The sequence below is a fragment of the Streptomyces sp. NPDC059092 genome, from assembly GCF_042756365.1.
In the GTDB taxonomy this organism is placed as follows: Bacteria; Actinomycetota; Actinomycetes; order Streptomycetales; family Streptomycetaceae; genus Streptomyces.
In genome coordinates, this window is the sequence record NZ_JBHZEJ010000022.1 from 1 (window position 1) to 19,702 (window position 19,702).

Sequence of the window (19,702 nt, forward strand, 5' to 3'; positions counted from 1 at the left end):
AGCCGGAACGTGGCTCGGGGCGACGGGCGTCCGGCGTCCGTGGTGGGTGGTCAGTGGGCCCGGCCCTCCGTCCGCCGGCGCGCGGTCCACACGGTTCCGGCGGCGGCGGTCACCACGAGCGCCGTGCCCGCGACGAGTTCGCCCGTACCGACGCCGCCGACGCTGCCGCCCAGACCGCCCCGCACCCCGGCGGGCGCGAGGCTGGTGGCGGACACCACCGGCGCGCGGGTCGCGGTGGCGGCCGCACCCGCGACGGTGAGGTTGGTACGGCCGGTCGTCCCGTTGCAGGTGAACGAGACCTGGTACACCGCGCCCCGCTTCGCGTCCCAGTCCACGGTGGCGGCGGCCGTACGGCCCGAGGGGATCGTCACGGTGTCGAAGACCGCGGAGGAGGCGGTCGCGGAGGACGCGCAGTTGGTGACGGAGAGGGTCACCCTCCCGCCCGGGGCGACCGTGGAGGGGGTGACGGTGAACCCGAACGGCGTGGCGCCGCCGTGCACCGCCGCCACCGCGGTGGGCGCCGTCAGGGCGAGTGCGGCCACTCCCAGCAGAGCGGTGGTCGTGGCACGTATCGCGCGCATGGTGAGCCTCCGGGTCCCCGAGGAGCAGCAGTGGAACCTTTTCCACAGAAGCCGGTACCTGCGCCTCGATGCCGGAAACGCTAGGAGCGCCCTACCACAGCCGCGATCGCTGACGGGCGAATGGGGCACGGCCGTCCCCCGCGTGGCGGACAGCCGTGCCCCGTTCGCCGCCGGTCAGCGGCCGATCTGTGGGAACAGGTCGAGGAACGGCGCCGTGGTCGCGCCGATGCCGCGCCCGTAGGGGGCGTCGAAGTCCCAGATGAGGAAGAGGAGGAAGGCGATCAGGACGCTGAAGAGCCCCGCCAGCAGCAGTTCGCGGAACGAGCGTCTGATCTGGAGGACGAAGATCATCCCCACGGTCACCGCCGCGCCGATGATGAGGCCGAACCAGACCACCCCCGGCATCGTGGCCCCCGCGTTCTGCCCCCGGGTGCCTCTGGCGTCGTCGACGGTGGCCACCTGGTCGACCAGTGGCTGGTAGGCCTGGCCCTCCAGGTCGGTGCGCGGCGCGTACTGCGAGACGTCGGCGCGCAGCTTGTCGAGGAGTTGGGTGCCCTTCGCGCTGAGCGCCTCGTGCCGGGACATGTGCGGCCACTCGGTGTGCACGACGTACGAGACGTACGCGTCGACGTCGCCGCGGATCTGCTCCCGTACCTCCGTGGGGTAGACCTGTACGCGCTGCCTGATCTCGTGGAGCGCCTGCGCCTCCTGGCGCACCGACTCCTGGGCGGCGCCCCTGGCCTCCCAGACGCCGGCGATCGCGAGGCCGAGGACGATCGCGTAGACCACGCCGATCATCATGGTCATGTAGTCCATGACACCGGGGACCTCCGCGGGTTCGTCGTCGTCCTCGGTGACGCCCCGGTTGTTGAAGATGACGATGGTGAGGACGACCGCGCAGGCGGCGGCCATCGCGATGCCCAGGACGAGCCAGTCCGACATGGGACCTCCGTGGATCAGCGGGAACGGGGGCGGGAGCGGGGACGCAGCACGGCCGCGGTGAGTACGGCGGGGGCCGTGATCAGAAGCATCCGGAGGACGGGGGAGGTGGAGCCGGACGGCTGGGGACGGGTCGCCCGGTGATAGGCGGGCAGCGCCACGGCGGACGGCGACGGTTCGGCGGACGGGGTCGGGCTCGGTGTCGGGGACGGGGCGGGCGGAGGCGGCGCGGGACGCGGTGGCGCGGGCGCGACGGTCACCGGACGCGGGCGGGGCGCCGCGACGGGCGGTGGGGCGGGTACCGGGCTGGGCGGTCGTGGGGCGGGGGGCCGGACGACGGGCGGTGGCTCAGGCGGCGTCGGCGGCGGAGGAGGCGGAGGTGGTGGAGGCGGAGGCGGCGGAGGCGGCGGAGGAGGCGGAGGCGGGGGTGGCGGGGGTGGCGGGGGTGGTGGCTTCGGTGGTGGTTCGGGTGGCGGGGGAGGCGTCGGTGTCGGCCGGCAGCCGCCGCTGCCCGCCACGGCCACCAGTGACCCCGTGCCGCTCGTACCGGTCGAGGCGTAGGCGCAACTGTCCGCCGCGGCGGGCGCCGGGGCGGCGGCCGACAGCGAGATGAGTGCGGCGGCTGTGAGCAGCCGTCCGACGAGCGATCCATGCACGGGCAGGAGCTTGGACCTCAACGGGCCCCGGCACGCCGGAAGTCGCTCGGATTCCCCCTGATAGGGGGTATTCGGCATCGGCGAGAACACGCCGCGGAAGTTTTTTCCGGCCGCGTTGAACGGGATGCCGCCTCCGTTCCGTACTTAGGACCATGAGCAGCGCACCCGAGCGCCTCAACCGGCCCATGGATATCAGGAGTTGACATGAACACCTGGCGGAACGCCTCGCTCGCGGTCACCGCGGCGGCCGTACTGGCCCTGACGACGGCGTGCGGTCAGGACCCGGGCACCAACACCAACGGACAGTCCGTGGGCGCCGCGAACCCGGCCGGCGCCGCCGACAGCGGATACGGCGCGGACACCGGCGCCGGGGCAGGGGCGGGTGCGGCCGGGGCCGGAACGGCGGCGGCGGCCAAGCCCGCGGGCCAACTCGCCGTGTGGGACAGCAAGAAGCTCGGCAAGGTCCTCACCGACAGTGAGGGCTTCACCCTCTACCGCTTCGACAAGGACACTCCGGCCCCGCCGAAGTCCAACTGCGAGGGCGACTGCGCCACGACGTGGCCCGTCGTGACCGCCGGCGACGCCAAGGCCGCGGCCGGGACCGAGGCCTCCCTGCTCGGCGAGATCACCCGGACCGACGGCACCAAGCAGCTCACCGTCGACGGCTGGCCGATGTACCGGTTCGCCAAGGACACCAGCCCCGGCGACGCCAAGGGGCAGGCCGTGGGCGGCACCTGGTTCGCGTCCGCCCCCGACGGCAAGAAGGCCTCCCCGACGGCCGCCGGCGGCGGTTCGGGTGCCGCGGATGAGTCCTCGGGCGACCTGGCGGGCCTCTCGGTCCGCAAGGACCCGAAGCTCGGCGACGTCGTGGTGGACGCGCGGGGCATGACGGTCTACCGCTTCACGAAGGACTCGGCCTGGCCGATGAAGACCGCCTGCACCGGCGCCTGCCTCGACAAGTGGCCGGTTGTCGCCCCCGTCTCCAAGAACGACGTCGACGGCGTCACCACCAAGGGCTTCGTCACCTTCGACCGGCCCGACGGAATCAAGCAGCAGACCCTCAACTGCTCGCCCATCTACACCTTCGCCGGGGACAAGAAGCCCGGCGACACCAATGGTCAGGGCGTCGGCGGCACCTGGTTCGCCGTCTCTCCCGACAATGAGCTGGTCGGAGCGTCCGAGTAGTCCCCACGCCGCGTCTCCGGCCCAACGGTCCGCCGTCACACTCCTCGGTGTGGCGGCGGACCACATGCACATGCCGACTGTATGTGACCAAGAACGGATCGTTAATTTCCGTTTGGGCTCGCTCTCTTGGCGGTCGATCAGTAGCCTCGGCTCGAACAACCGGCCGCTATCAGGCCGCACTCCGTGGCGACTTGTTGGAGACATCGATGGAGCGTCCCGCCTGGGCCCCGCAAGGCATCGACATTTCGGTGCCGAGCGTTTCCCGCATTTATGACTACTATCTGGGCGGTTCGCACAATTTCGAGGTGGACAGGGAAGCCGCGCGCCGGGCCATGGGGTTCATGCCGGGACTCCCCAAGATCATGAAAGCGAACCGGGCGTTCATGCGCCGCACCGTGGAATTCGCGCACGCGGAAGGCGTCGGCCAGTTCCTCGACATCGGATCCGGCATTCCGGCCTTCGGTAATGTCCACGAAGTCGCCGCCGCGCTCGACCCGGACGCCAAGGTCCTCTACGTCGACCATGACCCGGTCGCGGTCGCTCACAGCCGGGCCTTCCTCGAAGGCGACCCCCACGCCGGCGTGGTGAACGCCGATCTCCGCGAGCCACGCAAGATCCTGCGCAGCCAGGAGGCGGCCGGACTGCTCGACCTGGAGCGGCCCGTGGCGGTGCTGCTCAACTTCGTCCTGCACTTCCTGGAGGACAAGGACCAGCCCTACCGGGCCGTGGCCGAACTGCGCGACGCGCTCGCCCCCGGCAGCCTCATCACCGTCACCCACGCCTCCTACGACGGCGTCCCGGTCTCCACGGAGGACACGGACGCCGCCGTCGCCGTCTACACGGAGACCCACAGCCCGCTGGTGATGCGCTCCCGCGAGCAGATAGCCCGGTTCTTCGACGGCTTCGAGATGGTCGAACCCGGCCTGGTGTCCATGCCCGACTGGCGCCCCGCCGGCTCCGCCGACCAGGAGGATCCGTACGCCTACTCGGGATTCGCCGGAGTGGGACGCAAGGCGTGAGGGTGCCGGAACAGGAGCCGGGTGCTGAGGCCCCGGACGGCCTGGAGGACAGGCTCAGACGGTTCGCGACGATCTGGAGCCGTGCGATCTTCCCGGCGACGGCCACGTCGCTCACGCGCGCCGAGTTCGAGGAGTGCCTGCTGCCGCTGGCCCGCGCACTGCGCGAGGCCCTGCACGCACGCCCCTTCGACAGCTCGCCCGCCGGAGCGGTGGGCACCGCCCTGGTCGCCGCGCACTGCACCGACCCCGAGGCCCTGAGCCGTACCCTCGGCGTCATCGACGCGTACCTGATCCTTTACTGCGGTACGGACGAGCTGCCCGGGGAGGAGAGCCGCGCCCGGTGCGCGCGCCTCCAGCACGCCCTGGCCGCCGGGTACGCCCTGGCCCTGCGCGAGCGCACCCTCGCCGAGCAGGAGGCCGTCGCACGCTCCGCGCTGGCGGCGCGCAGCGACGCGGAGGACGCGCTCCACGCCACCCAGGCCCGCTTCCACGCGGTCTTCGAGGGCGCGGCCATCGGCATCGGCATCGCCGACCTCGACGGCAACGTACTGGAGGTCAACGACACCCTCACCGCGATGTTCGGTGGGCTCGAACACCATGTCCGCAGCCGCAATGTGAGCGAGTGGGTCCATCCGGAGGACGGGCCCCAGGTGTGGCGGCTCTACGACGAACTGGTGCGCGGCGAGCGCGAGCACTTCCGGGTCGAGAAGGCGTTCTACCGCAACGACGGCACCGTGCTGTGGACCAACCTGACGCTCTCGCTGCTCCGGGACCCCGAGGGCGCCCCGCAGTACCAGCTCGCGCTGATGGAGGACACCACCGAGCGGCGGCTGCTCAATCTGCGGCTGCGGTACGAGGCCACCCACGACGCCCTGACCGGGCTGCCCAACAGGACGCTGTTCTTCGAGCGCCTGGAGAAGACGCTCTCCGCCGGCGCCGGCGCGCGCTTCGGCCTCTGCTACCTCGATCTCGACGGCTTCAAGGCGATCAACGACAGCCTCGGCCACTCCTCGGGCGACCGGCTGCTGGTCGAGGTCGCCGACCGGCTCCAGTCGTGCGCCACCGCGCCGGGCGAGATGGTCGCCAGGATCGGCGGCGACGAGTTCGTGGCCCTGACGACCAGGCCCGGCACCGGGAGCGAGGTGACCGACCTCGCCTCCCGGATCCTCGGGGTGCTGGCCACCCCGATCCGGCTGGAGGGACGGGAGTTCACCGTACGCGGCTCCATCGGCATCGTGGAGGGCCCGGCTGACGGGCGGAGCCCCGCCGAGGTGCTGCGCAGCGCGGACATCACCATGTACCGGGCCAAGGCGGCGGGCGGCAACCGCTTCGAGCTGGCCGACCCGGAGGCCGACGCCCGTGCCATCACCCGGCACGGGCTGACCACGGCGCTGCCGGCGGCCCTGGAACGCGGTGAGTTCTTCATCGAGTACCAGCCGCTGGTCCATCTCGGCGACGGCACCGTGCACGGCGCGGAGGCGCTGGTGCGCTGGTCCCACCCGCAGCACGGGGTGCTCGGCCCCGACCGGTTCATCCCGCTCGCCGAGCACACCGGGCTGATCGTGCCGCTCGGCCGCTGGGTGCTGGAACAGTCCGTACGGCAGGCACGGTTCTGGCAGCGGGAACTGCCGGAGGGCGCGCTCTGCGGACCGCTGCGGATCAATGTGAACCTCTCCCCGGCCCAGCTCCACCACCCCGGACTCGTCGCCGACACGGTCGAGGTGCTGGAACGGGTCGGGCTGCCGCCGGGCGCGCTCTGCCTGGAGGTCACGGAGTCGGCGCTGATCGGCGCCGACGAGGATCTGCTCAAACCGCTGCGCCAGCTCGCCGAGATGGGTGTGGACATCGCGCTCGACGACTTCGGCACCGGCTACTCGAACCTGGCCAATCTGCGCAGACTGCCGGTGAGCGTGCTCAAGCTGGATCGTTCCTTCACCCGGAGCATGCAGCAGCACCCGGCCGACCCGGTCGATCTGAAGATCGTCGAGGGGATCGTCTCCCTGGCCCACAGCCTGGAGCTGGCCGTGACCGTGGAGGGCGTGGAGACCGGGGCGCAGGCCGAGCACCTGCGCCGGCTGGGCTGCGACACGGCGCAGGGCTGGTACTACGCCAGGCCGGGGCCGCCCGAGCGGCTCCACACGCTGTCGCTGGCCGACGCCGTCTGAGCCGGGCGGCGGCCGTCCGCCGGCCGGGCGGCCCCCGCGGTCCGCACCGCCGCAGTCCCGGCCGCGCCCTGCGCGGACAGCAGCACCTTCTGCAGCTCCCGGGCGGCGCGCGGCGGGGCGACGTCGCTGCGGTGGGCGAGCGCGATCGTACGGCTCAGCCCCGGCCTGGCCAGGGGCGTGACCCGCAGATCGCGCGCCCGCGCCGCCACCATGCTCGGCACGACCGCCATGCCGAGCCCGGCCCGTACGAAACCGAGCACGGCGTCCATCTCGCCGCCCTCCACGGTGAACGACGGCTCGAACCCGGCGGCCCGGCAGGCGGCCACGGTCAGCTCGCGCAGGTCGTAGCCGTGCCGGAACATCACCAGCGGCCGGCCCTCCAGATCGGCGATCCGCACCGGGCTCCCGGGGGCCGGGGCGCCGGGCGAGGAGACCACCACCAGGTCCTCGTGGAGCAGCTCGACCGTGGTCAGCGCGGGGGAGGCGGCCGGCAGCGGCATCACCACCAGCGCCAGATCGAGCGCGCCGCGGGCCAGCTCCCGTACCAGGTCGTGCGAACCGCTCTCCTCGATCAGCAGCTCGATGCCGGGATGCAGATCGTGGAAGGCGCGCAGCACCTCGGGCAGTAGCCCCGTGCACAGACTCGGCGGCGCGCCCAGCCTGACCCGGCCGCGCCGGAGCTGCACCAGCTCCTGGACCTCGACCCGCGCGGTCTCCGTGTCGGCGAGGATCCGCCGGGCCAGCGGGAGCAGCGCCTCACCCGCGTCGGTGAGGGCGACATTGCCCCGCGCGCGGCTCAGCAGCTCGGCGCCCAGCTCCTTCTCCAGCGCCCTGATCTGCTGCGACAGCGACGGCTGCGAGACATGCACCCGCTCGGCGGCGCGGGTGAAGTGGCGGGTCTCCGCGACGGCCACGAAGTAGACGAGCTGCTGCAACTGCATCTCTTCAGGATACGACCACGATAGGCACGGCCTATGGACATCAGCCGGACCATGTCTTGGACCTCTCGGGCGGGACGGCCTAGCGTCATGAACATGGCTCTGGCAACGCGGACGGACCGGGCGGACCGGACGGACAAACGGGCGTCCATGACGCGCACCCTCTGGAGATCGACGACAGGGAAGAAGACGGTCATGGCCGTGAGCGGCCTGATCATGCTCGGCTACCTCGTCGCGCACATGCTCGGCAATCTGAAGATCTTCTTCGGGGCGTCCGAGTTCAACGGGTACGCCCACTGGCTGCGCACCATGGGCGAGCCGCTGCTGCACTACGAGTGGGCGCTGTGGCTCGTCCGGATCGTCCTCGTCGCCGCCGTCGTCCTGCACGGGGTCTGCGCGTACCAGCTCAGCCGCCGCGACATCGCGGCGCGCCCGAGCCGCTACGTCCACCGGCGGGCGCGGGCGAGCTACGCGACCCGCACCATGCGCTGGGGCGGGATCATCCTCGCCCTCTTCATCGTCTGGCACATCCTCGACCTGACGACCGGCACCGCCCACCCCGGCGGCTTCCAGCCGGGCCATCCGTACCAGAACGTCGTGGACACCTTCTCCACCTGGTACGGCAACACGGTCTACATCGTCGCGATGCTCGCCCTCGGACTCCACGTCCGGCACGGCTTCTGGAGCGCCGCGCAGACCCTCGGCGTGGGCAGCGCCGCCCGCGACCGCCTCCTGAAGACCGCCGCCAACACCCTGGCACTGGTGCTGACCGCGGGCTTCGTGGCCGTACCCGTCGCCGTCATGACCGGAGTGGTGAGCTGAGATGAACGAACCCACCCGCTACACCGAGTACACCACCGGCGCACCGCTCGCCGACACCACAGCGCCCGACGGACCCGTCGCCGAGCGGTGGAACCGGCGCCGCTTCGAGGCGAAGCTCGTCAACCCCGCCAACCGTCGCAAACACACCGTGATCGTCGTCGGCACCGGCCTCGCGGGCGGCGCCGCGGGCGCCACCCTCGCCGAACAGGGCTACCACGTCGTCCAGTTCTGCTACCAGGACTCCCCGCGCCGCGCCCACTCCATCGCCGCCCAGGGCGGCATCAACGCCGCGAAGAACTACCGCAACGACGGCGACTCCGTCCAGCGGCTCTTCTACGACACCGTCAAAGGCGGCGACTTCCGCGCCCGCGAGTCCAATGTGCACCGGCTCGCCGAGGTCTCCGTCGAGATCATCGACCAGTGCGTCGCCCAGGGCGTCCCGTTCGCCCGGGAGTACGGCGGACTCCTCGACACCCGCTCCTTCGGCGGCGTCCAGGTCTCCCGTACGTTCTACGCGCGAGGCCAGACGGGTCAGCAACTCCTGCTCGGCGCCTACCAGGCGCTCTCCCGGCAGATCGCCGCGGGCACCGTCGAGATGCACGCCCGCACCGAGATGCTCGACCTGCTCGTCATCGACGGGCGGGCGCGCGGCATCGTCGCCCGCGACCTGATCACCGGCGAGATCACCCCGTACTTCGCCGACGCGGTGGTCCTCGCCTCGGGCGGCTACGGCAACGTCTTCCACCTGTCGACCAACGCCAAGAACAGCAACGCCACCGCGATCTGGCGGGCACACCGGCGCGGCGCCCACTTCGCCAACCCCTGCTTCACCCAGATCCACCCCACCTGCATCCCGCGCTCCGGTGACCACCAGTCGAAACTGACCCTGATGAGCGAGTCGCTGCGCAACGACGGCCGGATCTGGGTGCCCGTGGCGCACGGCGACACCCGCCCCCCGGCCGAGATCCCCGAGGACGAACGCGACTACTACCTGGAGCGGATCTACCCGTCCTTCGGCAACCTCGTCCCCCGTGACATCGCCTCGCGCGCCGCGAAGAACGTCTGCGACCAGGGGCGCGGCGTCGGCCCCGGCGGCCAGGGCGTCTACCTCGACTTCGCCGACGCGATCGCCCGGCTCGGCCGCCGGGCCGTCGAGGAGAAGTACGGCAACCTCTTCGAGATGTACGAGCGGATCACCGCCGAGAACCCGTACGAGGTCCCGATGCGGATCTACCCGGCGATCCACTACACCATGGGCGGACTCTGGGTCGACTACGACCTCCAGACCACCGTGCCCGGGCTGTTCGCGATCGGCGAGGCCAACTTCTCCGACCACGGCGCCAACCGGCTCGGCGCCTCCGCCCTCATGCAGGGGCTCGCGGACGGCTACTTCGTCCTGCCGTCCACCATCAACGACTACCTCGCCCGCCACCCGCACCACGACACCGTCGACGACTCCCACCCCGAGGTCGCCGAGGCGATCGCGGACACCGAGGACCGGCTGCGGCTGCTGCTCGCCGTCGACGGAGACCGTACGCCCGAGTCGTTCCACCGGGAGATCGGCGAACTCCTCTGGGAACACTGCGGGATGGCCCGCACCGACAGCGGGCTGCGCAAGGCGCTCGACCGGATCCCGCAGATCCGCGAGGAGTTCTGGCGCCGGATCAAGGTGCCGGGCACCGGCGAACAGTTCAACCAGTCGCTGGAGAAGGCCAACCGCGTCGTCGACTACCTGGAACTCGCCGAGCTGATGTGCCTGGACGCCCTGCACCGTACCGAGTCCTGCGGCGGCCACTTCCGCGAGGAGTCGCAGACCGAGGGCGGCGAGGCGGCCCGCAGGGACGAGGAGTTCTCGTACGCCGCCGCCTGGGAGTTCACCGGCACCGGCCGCGCCCCCGTCCTGCACAAGGAAGACCTCGTCTTCGAGTACGTCCACCCCACCCAGCGGAGCTACGCATGAGGCTCACCCTGCGCGTCTGGCGCCAGCCGGACGCCGACACACCCGGCGCCATGGTCACCTACGGGCTCGACGACATCTCCGAGGACATGTCGTTCCTGGAGATGCTCGACACCCTCAACGAGGAACTGATCCTCAAGGGCGACGAGCCCGTGGCCTTCGACCACGACTGCCGCGAGGGCATCTGCGGCGCCTGCGGTGTCGTCATCAACGGCGATGCCCACGGCCCCGAGCGCACCACCACCTGCCAGCTCCACATGCGCCACTTCTCCGACGGCGACACCATCGACGTCGAGCCCTGGCGGGCCGGCGCGTTCCCCGTCGTCAAGGACCTGGTCGTGGACCGCTCCTCCTTCGACCGGATCATCGGGGCCGGCGGCTACATCACCGCCCCCACCGGCGCCGCACCCGAGGCACACGCCACCCCCGTGCCCAAACCCGACGCCGACTCCGCCTTCGAGCACGCCGAGTGCATCGGCTGCGGCGCCTGCGTCGCGGCCTGCCCCAACGGCTCGGCGATGCTCTTCACCTCGGCCAAGGTCAACCACCTCAACGTCCTGCCGCAGGGCGCGCCCGAGCGCGAGACCCGCGTCCTGGACATGGTCGCCACGATGGACGACGAGGGCTTCGGCGGCTGCACCCTCGCCGGGGAGTGCGCCACCGCCTGCCCCAAGGGCATCCCGCTGCCGTCGATCGCGGCGATGAACAAGGAGTGGCTGCGGGCCATCCGCAAGGTCGCCCGCTGACCGCGCGGTAGTACGGCGTACGCGCTCACACGTCGCGGCGGTGGACGGCCCCGGTGGCGTGCGGCCGGGGCCGATGTCCCGCACCCTGGAGCACAGGAGCGATCAGGGAACGGGTGGAGCCATGGAACTCGGACGGCGGGCGCTGCTGCTCGGTACCGGTGGACTGCTGGCGGGGGCCGCCGCCGGGTGCTCCGGGGGCTCGCGGGCGGGGGCCGAAGTGGCCGCCGCGACGCCCTCGCCCGTACCGCTGCCGACGACCACCCCGTGGCGGCCCGACCGTGACGACGTGAACCCCGCCGTCAAGCTGCGCGCCGTCCAGGTCGTGGAGGCCATCGGCGGCTGGTCCGCCGGGCAGGGCGGCGCCGCCGCGGCGAAACGGCGGGTGGCCGCGCTGGGCGCCGCGCCGTCGCTCGTGGACGCGGCGGGGGCGCTGCTGCCCGCCGCCGACGAGGCCGCGCTCCAGGTGATCGACGCCCAGTACGGCGGGATCCTGGCGGACTCGGCCAGCGTGCTGGTGGTCTGCCGGCAGTGGACCCCGGGACACGCGACCGGCACGACCGGCACGACCGTCGACGTACGGCTGCGCCGGGCGCGGCCCCGCTGGGAGGTCACCGCGCTCCACCCGGCCAGGCCCGGCGCCGCCGCACCCTCGCTGCCCGCCGCCGCGCGCCGGGTGCTGGCGGAGTCACGGATCGCCCTGCCGCCCGCCGCGGAGGCGGACATCCGCAGCGGCCACGTCCACGAGAGCGTCCTGCGCGCCCTGCTCCGGCTGGCCGGTACGTACCGGATGTACGTGAGCGTGATCCGCTCCGGCCATCCGCTGGACGTCTTCGGCACCGACCGGCCCAGCGACCATCCGCGCGGCCGGGCCTTCGACGTCTGGCAGATCGACGGTCACGCGGTCGTGGACCCGGCCACCTCGCGCCGGCTCGTGGAGACCTTCATGCGGGACGCGGCGGCGGCCGGCTCGTACAACGTGGGCGGTCCTGTACGGCTCTCCGGCGGCGCCGCGGGCCAGTTCTTCACCGACGACACCCACCACGACCATGTCCACGCGGGGTTCACTGCCTGAGCGTCGGAGCAGGGCGTACGGGTGGCGGCGGGCGCCCTGGGGGGTCAGTCCTCGGTCAGTCCTCGTCGTCGAGCCGGAATCCGACCTTCATACCGACCTGGTAGTGCTCGATGTCGCCGTCGACGATGTGGCCGCGTACTTGTGTCACCTCGAACCAGTCCAGTCCGCGCAGCGTCCGCGCCGCGCGGCTGACACCGTTGCGGATGGCGTCGTCGACGCCCTCGTGCGAGGTGCCGACGATCTCGGTGACCCGGTAGGTGTGGTGCGACATGGGGCCGTCTCCTCTTCAGGGCTCACGTTCACGCCTTCACGCGTCGCGGGACCCGCGACCTCCCTCCACCGTGCCCCACCTCGCCGGCCACCGCGAGGCCACGATGGCACCGGCCGCTCTCTGGGACAGTGGTACGGATACCCGTACGCCCATCCGGAGGATGCGTCACCTCATGCGCCTGCTGCTGATCCGCCACGGCCAGACACCGTCCAACCTCGCCGGCCTCCTGGACACCGCGGTGCCCGGTCCCGGGCTCACCGCGACGGGGGAGCGGCAGGCCGCCGCGCTGCCCGCCGCGCTCGCGGACGAGGACATCGGCGCGCTGTACGTCTCGAACCTGGTCCGTACGCGGCTCACGGCGGCGCCGCTGGCCGCCGCGCGCGGCCTGGAGACGCAGGTCAGGGACGGGATCAGGGAGCTGTCGGCGGGAGAGCTGGAGATGCGCGGCGACGAGGAGGCGATCAGGCGCTATCTGACCACCGCCTTCGCCTGGTCCGCGGGCGACACGGAGCTGCGGATGCCGGGCGGCGAGAGCGGCGCCGAGGCGCTGGCACGGTTCGACGCCGTGGTCGCGGAGGCGGCGGCGACGGGCGCCGGCACGGTGGCGCTGGTCAGCCACGGGGCGGCGATCCGGATGTGGACCGCCGCCCGCGCGGAGAACGTGGAGGTGGACTTCGCCGCCGCCCACGCACTGGACAACACGGGCGTCGTGGTCCTGGAGGGCGCCGACGGAGCAACGACGTCCGGCGGATGGAAGGCCCTGACCTGGGCGGGCACGGTGGTCGCCCCGCGCGACGTGGCGGCCGGGGACGGCGGCCCCGCCGGCCGCGCGCTGTAGGGCGGGCCCCGGGGAGCGGGGAGCGCGCTGTTCGGGCCGGTCCTCACCGCGCGGTCCCCGGCATTCAGCCGCCTCACATCCGTATTCCGCCGTGTGGTCATGTCAAATCCAGCCGGTCACGGAAGAAACGAGGTGCCGGGTCAACGCGCCCGCGACGGACCCGGCGGCCCGCCCTCCCTACGGCACAGGAGTCCGCCATGCCCGCCCCCGCTCCCGCCACCGTCCCCGTGCTCTCCTCCGCCCCGCACACCGCCCCGCTCCCCCTCCAGGGCCCCGCCGCCGGCGCCGAGCCGCGCTACCTCGTCCACCTCGCCCGCACCCAGGAGGACGTCCGGGCCGCCCAGCGCCTGCGCCACCTCGTCTTCGCCGGGGAGATGGGCGCCCGGCTCGACGGACCCGAGCCCGGTCTCGACACCGACGCGTTCGACGCGTACTGCGACCACCTGCTGGTCCGGGAGGAGTCCACCGGCGAGGTCGTCGGCACATACCGGCTGCTGCCGCCCGAGCGCGCCAGGGCCGCCGGACGGATCTACTCCGACAGCGAGTTCGACCTCGCCCGGCTCGCCCCGATCCGCCACGACCTGGTCGAGGTGGGCCGCTCCTGCGTCCACCCGCTGCACCGCACCGGTGGCGTCATCGCCCTGATCTGGGCCGGGCTCGCCCGCTACATGACGACCACCGGGCACAACTGGCTGGCGGGCTGCTGCTCGGTGCCCCTCGCGGACGGCGGCGCGCTGGCCGCCTCCACCTGGAACCGCGTCAAGGACAAGCACCTCGCACCCGAGGAGTACTGGGTCACCCCGCACCGGCTCTGGACCCCGGAGCCCGCCGCGGCGACCGCCGCCCCCGCCGAACTGCCGGCGCTGCTCCGCGGCTATCTGCGGCTCGGCGCCTGGGTGTGCGGAGCGCCCGCGCACGACCCGGAGTTCGGCGTCGCCGACCTGTACGTCCTGCTGTCGATGCGCCGCACCAACCCGCGCTACCTGCGGCACTTCCTCTCCCTCGCTCCCACCGCATGAGCGCCTGGCTGCCCACCGCGCCCTGCACCCCGCGGGGCTGCGCGCGCCACCGCGGCCCGGCGGCCGGGGCGGCGGCCGGGGCGGGCCGCCTGCTGGTGGGGATCCCGCTCGTCCTGTGCGGCGCGCTCCTCGCGCCGCTCCTCGCCCCGCTGAACGCGGTGGTACGCGACCGGCTCACCCGGAGCTGGTCCCGCGGCGTACTGCGCGCCTTCGGCCTGCGGATCACGGTGCTCGGCGCGGGGGAGTACGGGGCGGCGGGCGCCGTGGCCCCGCGCGGCGCCGGGGTGCTGGTCGTCGCCAACCACATCTCCTGGCTGGACATCCCGCTCCTCGCCACCGTCTTCCCCGGACGGATGCTGGCCAAGAGCGAGATCCGGCGCTGGCCGGTGCTGGGCGCGCTGGCCGCCCGGGGCGGCACGCTGTTCGTGGAGCGCGAGCGGCTGCGTGCGCTGCCCGACGCGGTACGCACCCTCTCCGGCGCCCTCGGGGAGGGTTCACGGGTGATCGCCTTCCCCGAGGCGTGCACCTGGTGCGGCCGGGAACAGGGCCGGTTCACCTCGGCCGTCTTCCAGGCCGCCGTGGACGCGGGCGCCGCCGTCCGGCCCGTACGGATCACCTACCGGACACCGGGCGGGGAGTCCTCGGGGGCGCCCGCCTTCGTCGGGGACGACACGCTGCCCGCGTCGCTGTGGCGGGTCGTGTCGGCCGGCGGACTCACCGCGGAGATCACCCTCCTGCCGCCCGTTCCGGCCGGCCCCCACACCGACCGGCGGGCGCTGGCCCGTACGGCGCACCGCGCGATCACCTACGGCGCCCTCGCGTACGGCCCTCTCGCCCACGGCGGCGATGTCCATGGTGGCGATGCCCACGGTGACACCGTTCATGGCTGTGACGTCCATGGCCGTGATGTCCACGGCCACGGCGCCCGTGGGGGCGCCGCGCCGTGGGCGGGGGCCGTACCGCGTCAGACCGCCGTCGCGAGCGAGAGCGCGAACCGGCTCGCCTCATCGGTCCACCAGTGCGTCAACTCCATCCGCGCGGAGGCCAGTTCGGAACGTACCCGGTCCTGACGGAACTTGGCCGACACCTCCGTACGCACCTCCTCGCCGGCGTCGAAGTGCACCACCAGATCCAGTTCCGGGATCTTCACGGTGAGCGCGGAGCGGGCCCGCAGCCGCATCTCGATCCATTCGTTGCCGGCGTCCCAGAGCGCCACGTGGTCGAAGGCGTCCGGCGGGAAGTCGGCGCCCAGTTCACGGTTCATGACGGTCAGCACGTTCTTGTTGAACGCGGCCGTCACACCCGCCGCGTCGTCGTACGCCCTGACCAGTACGGACTCCTCCTTCACCAGATCCGTACCGAGCAGCAGCCCGTCACCGGGGGCCAGCAGTCCGCGGACCGAGGCGAGGAACGCGGAGCGCTCTGCGGGCAGCAGATTGCCGATCGTGCCGCCGAGGAACGCGACCAGCCGGGGCCCCGGGGTGCCCGGCAGCGACAGGCCGCCGGTGAAGTCGGCGACGATCGCGTGCACTTCGAGCCCGGGACGGTCGGCGAGCAGCGACTCGGCGGCCCCGCTCAGCGCGCTCTCGCTGACATCGACCGGCACATAACTGGTCAGCTGCGGCGCAGCGTCCAGCAGCAGACGGGCCTTCTCGGCCGACCCGGACCCCAGCTCGATCAGGGTGCGCGCGCCCGTCGCCGCCGCGATCTCCGGCGCACGGGCGAGCAGGATCTCCCGCTCGGCGCGCGTCGGATAATACTCGGGCAGTGCGGTGATCTCCTCGAACAGCTCACTGCCCCGGGCGTCGTAGAACCACTTGGGCGGCAGTGTCTTGGGCGTACGGGTCAGTCCGTGGAGCACATCGGCGCGCAGCGCGGCGTCCGTGGCGTCGTCGGGCAGTGTGCGGGTCAGCAGGAACGGGCTCACGCGGGAAGCTCCTTGAGAGGGGACAGCAGAACATCGCGACGGCTCGCCACCAGCAGCGTGCGGTCGGGGACCTCGCGCCAGCGTGGGTCGTCGTCGTACGGCTCCGAGGCCACCAGGGTGGGATCGTCACCGGATCCGGCGCGGTACCAGAGGGTGTCCCCCCAGGCTGTCGCCGCTATCCGGGCACCGTCGGTGAGCAGCAGGTTGAGCCGGGACCCGGGCGCCGCCTCCGCCACCTCGACGACCGTGTCGGCCAGCGCCTGACCGAGGTCGTCGCCCGCCCGCAGCCGGCGCAGCACCAGCGCCCACACCAGCGCCGAGTCGCTGCGCGCCACCAGCGAGAGCAGTTCCCCGGCGGGCAGTGCCCCGGCCGGACCCACGAGCGAACCGGGCCAGCCGCCCACCGAGCCGTTGTGGCTGAACAGCCAGGGCCCGTCGGCGAAGGGCGCCGCCGCGGCCTCGCCGTCGGCGCCGGGCAGTGTGGCGTCCCGTACCGCGGCGAGCAGCGCGCCGGTACGGACCACCCGGGCCAGATCGGTGAAGCCCAGGTCGCCCCAGATGGGGCCCGCGCGGCGGTAGCGCGCGGGCACCGGGTCGCCCTCGGCGTACCAACCGACGCCGAAACCATCGGCGTTGACCGTCCCGTTGCGCTGTCTGCGCGGCGCCCAGGACTGCCGGTACAGCGCGTGCGGCGGCTCGACGAGCACCGCGCCGAGCGTCATCGGCGATCCCAGGGCCGCGATGTGACGGCACATCAGATGTTCCCGGGGCGTCCGGCGGAGCCCGTGGCCAGGGCGCCTGGATCGACGGGCGCCGCGGTGCGCGCCGTACGGAACCCGGAGAAGATCTGCCGGCGCACCGGCAGGTCCCAGTTGCGGAAGGTGCCCCGGCAGGCCACCGGGTCCACCGCGAACGAACCGCCCCGCAGCACCTTGTGCGCGCTGCCGAAGAACACCTCCGAGTACTCGCGGTAGGGGAACGCGGCGAAGCCCGGGTACGGCAGGAAGTCGCTCGACGTCCACTCCCACACGTCCCCGATCAACTGCCGCACCCCGAGCGGTGAGGCGCCCGCCGGATAGCTGCCCGCCGGGGCCGGCTGGAGATGGCGCTGACCGAGGTTGGCGTGGACCTCGCTGGGCTCGCCGTCACCCCAGGGATGGCGCAGTGACCGTCCCGAGACGGGGTCATGGCGCGCTGCCTTCTCCCACTCCTCCTCGCTCGGCAGCCGCCTCCCCGCCCAGCGGGCGTACGCGTCGGCCTCGTACCAGCTCACATGGAGCACCGGTTCGTCCGCCGGGACCGGCTCCAGCACCGAGAACCGGCGGCGCAGCCACTGCCCGCCGTCGCGCCGCCAGAACAGCGGGGCGCCGATGGAGTGTTCCCGGATCTGCGCCCACCCCTCCGGCGCCCACCAGCGCTCCTCGGTGTAGCCGCCGTCCTCGATGAACCGCTGGTAGTCCCCGTTGGTCACCGGCACGGTGTCGATCCAGAACGCCGGGACGATCCGCCGGTGGGCCGGCCGCTCGTTGTCCAGCGCCCACGGTTCCGTGGACGTCCCCATGGTGAAGGGGCCTGAGGGCACGAGGACCTCGGCGGGCAGTCCGGTGGTGTCCCCGGCCGGCGGCGGGGGCGCGGTCAGCGCGGTCGGCCCCTTCCGCAGCTGGTGGGTGATGAGCATCGTCTCGTCGTGCTGCTGTTCGTGCTGCGCGATCATCCCGAAGGCGAACCCCGCGTCCAGCAGGGGACCACCGTGCAGCGGGGTGCGCTCGATGACGTCCAGGACCCGGCTCCGTACGTCGGCGGCGTACGCCCGCGCCTCGGGGGGCGGCAGCAGCGGCAGGGTGGGCCGGGCGGCCCTGGGATGCTCGAACGCGTCGTAGACGGAGTCGATCTCGGGGCGTACGGCGGCGCGGCCCCCGACGGTCCGCAGGAGCCACTGCTCCTCCTGGTTGCCGATGTGCGCGAGGTCCCAGACCAGCGGGGACATCAGCGGCGAGTGCTGTGCGGTGAGGTCGTGGTCGTCGACGCAGGAGGTCAGCAGGGCGGTACGGGCCCGGGCCGCCGTCAGCGAGTCGACGGCACGCCGCTTGAGCTGCTCCTCGGTGGTCGGTCCTGCGAGGTCGGTCATGTGCGGAGGTCCTTCCCTGTCACGGGCGCGCGCAGATCGTCGGCCGGGCACCGGCCCGGCAGGACGTAACGGTCGACGAACCGGGCGACCGCTTCCTGTACGTGGGGTGTCGCGCCGATGCGCGGCAGCGCTTCCCGGGCGACGGCGAAGCAGGCGATCGCCGCCGCGTGCAGCTCCGGGTCGGCCAGCCCGTACCGAGCGGCGTTGACCCAGAGCGGATTGGCCGGGGCGGGCAGCGGGCCCGCCGTCTCGGCGAGCGGTTTGACCGTGCGGTACACCGTCTCCGCCGCCTCGGGGTCGTCGAACAGCGCCGTGGTGACGGCGAGCGGCACCAGCCAGCCGTTCTCACCCGGCTGCGCGTCGATCATGCGCAGTTCGAGGTGGCCGCGCGGTCTGACCGGCGGGAAGAGTGTCGTGAGGTGGTAGTCGAGGTCGGCGCGGACCGGCGGACGCGGCAGCCCGGAGCGGATCCACTCGCGGAAGGTCAGCCCCTCGGGAACGGCCCAGGGCCCCTCGGCCGCCCGCACGCACATCACCGGCACGTCCAGCGCGTACGCGGCCCAGGCGTCGCGCGGCGGCAGTGACGGGGACGGCGCGGCCGTACGGGGCGGGTCGAGCTGGGTCCACATCGCCTGCCGGGTGGAGCGCCAGCCCGTCTCCACGCCGTTGCGCATCGGGGAGTTCGCGAAGGCGGCGACGAGCACCGCGCCCAGCAGGTGGGCGAGCTGCCAGCGCCGTCCGTGGCCGAGCGGCCCCGGTTCCTCGTGGCCCGCGTCCAGGCAGACCTGGATGGAGGCGGTCGACCGCATCATGGCGCGGCCGGCCGGTCCGATCCGGTCGAGATAGGTCTCCATGGCGTCGTAGCGGGGCTCGCGCAGCATCCGCTCCGGCGCGTTCCAGGGGTTCTGGCCCAGACCCGTGAGCGTGAGTCCCGCCGCGCGCAGCACCGGGCGCACGGCGTCCAGGTCGGCGGTGGTGGAGGCGACGCACTCCGTCAGGGACGCGGCGGGCGCGGAGCTGAGCTCCAACTGGCCGCCGGGTTCGAAGGTGAGTGCCGATCGCAGGTGCAGGGCCCGCAGCCCTTCGAACGCCTCTCGGAGGCGGTGGGCCGGGACGGGGATTTCGGGGGTACGCAGATCGTGGACGAGCCATTCCAGTTCGACGCCCACGGTGCGGGGCGGGCCCGTTTTGAAGCAGATGCCCCGCAGCAGGTCCTCGGCGTCGTTCTCGCCGAGCGGTGATCCCTCTTCGGTGAAACTGTCGGGTGGCATGTGCGGATCCTCCTGTCGAAGACCGCGTGACCGTACTCCGCCCCGGGTCCGGGGCGAGCGCTTCGTCCAACCTAAAGCCACTCTCGCCGCTTCGCACAAGAGTGCCCCCGCGGTCACTTTTTCGTCAGAAATGCGATTGCCCCGAGAGCGATCGTTCACGCAGGATTT

At 72.7% G+C, this 19,702-nt stretch carries 19 protein-coding genes; 10 read left to right on the forward strand and 9 right to left on the reverse strand.

Features of this window, described 5'->3' with window-relative positions:
* Positions 1 to 50 precede the first annotated feature (50 nt).
* The 3 genes from ACFXPL_RS15510 to ACFXPL_RS15520 all read right to left on the reverse strand — a co-directional run bounded on the left by ACFXPL_RS15510 (position 51) and on the right by ACFXPL_RS15520 (position 2,087).
* A complete protein-coding gene (locus tag ACFXPL_RS15510) occupies positions 51 to 581 on the reverse strand; it encodes a hypothetical protein (RefSeq protein ID WP_384918437.1) in 531 nt (176 codons plus the stop codon).
* Between the two features lie 174 nt (positions 582 to 755).
* Positions 756 to 1,523 carry a hypothetical protein gene (locus ACFXPL_RS15515; RefSeq protein WP_384918439.1) on the reverse strand — a complete coding sequence of 256 codons (768 nt, stop codon included), beginning with the start codon at positions 1,521 to 1,523 and terminating at the stop codon, positions 756 to 758.
* Positions 1,524 to 1,868: 345 nt separating this feature from the next.
* Complete coding sequence (locus tag ACFXPL_RS15520) at positions 1,869 to 2,087, reverse strand: hypothetical protein (protein ID WP_384918442.1); 219 nt, start codon at positions 2,085 to 2,087, stop codon at positions 1,869 to 1,871.
* Between the two features lie 293 nt (positions 2,088 to 2,380).
* Between ACFXPL_RS15520 and ACFXPL_RS15525 the strand changes: the two genes are divergently transcribed.
* The 3 genes from ACFXPL_RS15525 (at position 2,381) to ACFXPL_RS15535 (ending at position 6,545) form a co-directional block, all read left to right on the forward strand.
* Positions 2,381 to 3,361 (forward strand): SCO0930 family lipoprotein, encoded by a 981-nt coding sequence (locus ACFXPL_RS15525; RefSeq protein ID WP_384918445.1) that lies wholly within the window; start codon positions 2,381 to 2,383, stop codon positions 3,359 to 3,361.
* A 206-nt stretch (positions 3,362 to 3,567) separates the two neighbouring features.
* Entirely contained in the window at positions 3,568 to 4,380 is an 813-nt protein-coding gene (locus ACFXPL_RS15530) for an SAM-dependent methyltransferase (RefSeq protein WP_384918448.1), read from the forward strand.
* Entirely contained in the window at positions 4,377 to 6,545 is a 2,169-nt protein-coding gene (locus ACFXPL_RS15535) for a putative bifunctional diguanylate cyclase/phosphodiesterase (protein WP_384918451.1), read from the forward strand. The genes ACFXPL_RS15530 and ACFXPL_RS15535 overlap by 4 nt, the downstream gene beginning before the upstream one ends.
* Here ACFXPL_RS15535 and ACFXPL_RS15540 read toward each other — a convergent pair.
* A complete protein-coding gene (locus ACFXPL_RS15540) occupies positions 6,485 to 7,486 on the reverse strand; it encodes a LysR family transcriptional regulator (protein WP_384918453.1) in 1,002 nt (333 codons plus the stop codon). The two genes, ACFXPL_RS15535 and ACFXPL_RS15540, sit on opposite strands and share 61 nt — an antisense overlap.
* A 93-nt stretch (positions 7,487 to 7,579) precedes the next feature.
* Between ACFXPL_RS15540 and ACFXPL_RS15545 the strand changes: the two genes are divergently transcribed.
* The 4 genes from ACFXPL_RS15545 (at position 7,580) to ACFXPL_RS15560 (ending at position 12,080) form a co-directional block, all read left to right on the forward strand.
* The gene (locus ACFXPL_RS15545; protein ID WP_384918456.1) at positions 7,580 to 8,305 is read left to right on the forward strand and encodes a succinate dehydrogenase; all 726 of its coding nucleotides are present in this window, start codon (positions 7,580 to 7,582) and stop codon (positions 8,303 to 8,305) included.
* Position 8,306: 1 nt separating this feature from the next.
* Positions 8,307 to 10,265: a fumarate reductase/succinate dehydrogenase flavoprotein subunit gene (locus ACFXPL_RS15550; RefSeq protein ID WP_384918459.1), complete on the forward strand. Its 1,959-nt coding sequence runs from the start codon at positions 8,307 to 8,309 to the stop codon at positions 10,263 to 10,265.
* Entirely contained in the window at positions 10,262 to 11,008 is a 747-nt protein-coding gene (locus ACFXPL_RS15555) for a succinate dehydrogenase/fumarate reductase iron-sulfur subunit (RefSeq protein ID WP_384918462.1), read from the forward strand. The genes ACFXPL_RS15550 and ACFXPL_RS15555 overlap by 4 nt, the downstream gene beginning before the upstream one ends.
* Positions 11,009 to 11,129: 121 nt before the next feature.
* Positions 11,130 to 12,080 (forward strand): hypothetical protein, encoded by a 951-nt coding sequence (locus ACFXPL_RS15560; protein ID WP_384918465.1) that lies wholly within the window; start codon positions 11,130 to 11,132, stop codon positions 12,078 to 12,080.
* A gap of 55 nt (positions 12,081 to 12,135) precedes the next feature.
* Here ACFXPL_RS15560 and ACFXPL_RS15565 read toward each other — a convergent pair whose 3' ends face one another.
* Positions 12,136 to 12,351, reverse strand: a complete 216-nt coding sequence (locus tag ACFXPL_RS15565) for a dodecin (protein ID WP_384918468.1) — start codon at positions 12,349 to 12,351, stop codon at positions 12,136 to 12,138.
* Positions 12,352 to 12,523: 172 nt separating this feature from the next.
* On the opposite strand from ACFXPL_RS15565, the gene ACFXPL_RS15570 reads away from it, so the two are divergent.
* The 3 genes from ACFXPL_RS15570 to ACFXPL_RS15580 all read left to right on the forward strand — a co-directional run bounded on the left by ACFXPL_RS15570 (position 12,524) and on the right by ACFXPL_RS15580 (position 15,278).
* Positions 12,524 to 13,189, forward strand: a complete 666-nt coding sequence (locus ACFXPL_RS15570; RefSeq protein ID WP_384918471.1) for a histidine phosphatase family protein — start codon at positions 12,524 to 12,526, stop codon at positions 13,187 to 13,189.
* A 197-nt stretch (positions 13,190 to 13,386) separates the two neighbouring features.
* Positions 13,387 to 14,208, forward strand: a complete 822-nt coding sequence (locus ACFXPL_RS15575) for a GNAT family N-acetyltransferase (RefSeq protein ID WP_384918474.1) — start codon at positions 13,387 to 13,389, stop codon at positions 14,206 to 14,208.
* Positions 14,205 to 15,278: a lysophospholipid acyltransferase family protein gene (locus ACFXPL_RS15580; protein WP_384918477.1), complete on the forward strand. Its 1,074-nt coding sequence runs from the start codon at positions 14,205 to 14,207 to the stop codon at positions 15,276 to 15,278. Before ACFXPL_RS15575 ends, ACFXPL_RS15580 begins: the two co-directional genes overlap by 4 nt.
* Here ACFXPL_RS15580 and egtD read toward each other — a convergent pair.
* The 4 genes from egtD to egtA are packed head-to-tail and all read right to left on the reverse strand — an operon-like array spanning position 15,173 to position 19,534.
* Positions 15,173 to 16,135 (reverse strand): L-histidine N(alpha)-methyltransferase, encoded by a 963-nt coding sequence (gene egtD, locus ACFXPL_RS15585; protein WP_384918480.1) that lies wholly within the window; start codon positions 16,133 to 16,135, stop codon positions 15,173 to 15,175. The two genes, ACFXPL_RS15580 and egtD, sit on opposite strands and share 106 nt — an antisense overlap.
* The gene (egtC, locus tag ACFXPL_RS15590) at positions 16,132 to 16,890 is read right to left on the reverse strand and encodes an ergothioneine biosynthesis protein EgtC (RefSeq protein ID WP_384918483.1); all 759 of its coding nucleotides are present in this window, start codon (positions 16,888 to 16,890) and stop codon (positions 16,132 to 16,134) included. The genes egtD and egtC overlap by 4 nt, the downstream gene beginning before the upstream one ends.
* Positions 16,890 to 18,263: an ergothioneine biosynthesis protein EgtB gene (egtB, locus tag ACFXPL_RS15595; RefSeq protein ID WP_384918486.1), complete on the reverse strand. Its 1,374-nt coding sequence runs from the start codon at positions 18,261 to 18,263 to the stop codon at positions 16,890 to 16,892. Before egtB ends, egtC begins: the two co-directional genes overlap by 1 nt.
* Complete coding sequence (gene egtA, locus ACFXPL_RS15600) at positions 18,260 to 19,534, reverse strand: ergothioneine biosynthesis glutamate--cysteine ligase EgtA (protein WP_384918489.1); 1,275 nt, start codon at positions 19,532 to 19,534, stop codon at positions 18,260 to 18,262. Before egtA ends, egtB begins: the two co-directional genes overlap by 4 nt.
* Positions 19,535 to 19,702 lie beyond the last annotated feature (168 nt).

Bases quoted from the DNA above. Each gene is read 5' to 3' on its own strand.
- ACFXPL_RS15510 (WP_384918437.1), bottom strand. From the start codon at position 581: ATGCGCGCGATACGTGCCACGACCACCGCTCTGCTGGGAGTGGCCGCA.
- ACFXPL_RS15515 (WP_384918439.1), bottom strand. From the start codon at position 1,523: ATGTCGGACTGGCTCGTCCTGGGCATCGCGATGGCCGCCGCCTGCGCG.
- ACFXPL_RS15525 (WP_384918445.1), top strand. From the start codon at position 2,381: ATGAACACCTGGCGGAACGCCTCGCTCGCGGTCACCGCGGCGGCCGTA.
- ACFXPL_RS15530 (WP_384918448.1), top strand. From the start codon at position 3,568: ATGGAGCGTCCCGCCTGGGCCCCGCAAGGCATCGACATTTCGGTGCCG.
- ACFXPL_RS15540 (WP_384918453.1), bottom strand. From the start codon at position 7,486: ATGCAGTTGCAGCAGCTCGTCTACTTCGTGGCCGTCGCGGAGACCCGC.
- ACFXPL_RS15545 (WP_384918456.1), top strand. From the start codon at position 7,580: ATGGCTCTGGCAACGCGGACGGACCGGGCGGACCGGACGGACAAACGG.
- ACFXPL_RS15550 (WP_384918459.1), top strand. From the start codon at position 8,307: ATGAACGAACCCACCCGCTACACCGAGTACACCACCGGCGCACCGCTC.
- ACFXPL_RS15555 (WP_384918462.1), top strand. From the start codon at position 10,262: ATGAGGCTCACCCTGCGCGTCTGGCGCCAGCCGGACGCCGACACACCC.
- ACFXPL_RS15560 (WP_384918465.1), top strand. From the start codon at position 11,130: ATGGAACTCGGACGGCGGGCGCTGCTGCTCGGTACCGGTGGACTGCTG.
- ACFXPL_RS15565 (WP_384918468.1), bottom strand. From the start codon at position 12,351: ATGTCGCACCACACCTACCGGGTCACCGAGATCGTCGGCACCTCGCAC.
- ACFXPL_RS15570 (WP_384918471.1), top strand. From the start codon at position 12,524: ATGCGCCTGCTGCTGATCCGCCACGGCCAGACACCGTCCAACCTCGCC.
- ACFXPL_RS15575 (WP_384918474.1), top strand. From the start codon at position 13,387: ATGCCCGCCCCCGCTCCCGCCACCGTCCCCGTGCTCTCCTCCGCCCCG.
- ACFXPL_RS15580 (WP_384918477.1), top strand. From the start codon at position 14,205: ATGAGCGCCTGGCTGCCCACCGCGCCCTGCACCCCGCGGGGCTGCGCG.
- egtC (WP_384918483.1), bottom strand. From the start codon at position 16,890: ATGTGCCGTCACATCGCGGCCCTGGGATCGCCGATGACGCTCGGCGCG.
- egtB (WP_384918486.1), bottom strand. From the start codon at position 18,263: ATGACCGACCTCGCAGGACCGACCACCGAGGAGCAGCTCAAGCGGCGT.
- egtA (WP_384918489.1), bottom strand. From the start codon at position 19,534: ATGCCACCCGACAGTTTCACCGAAGAGGGATCACCGCTCGGCGAGAAC.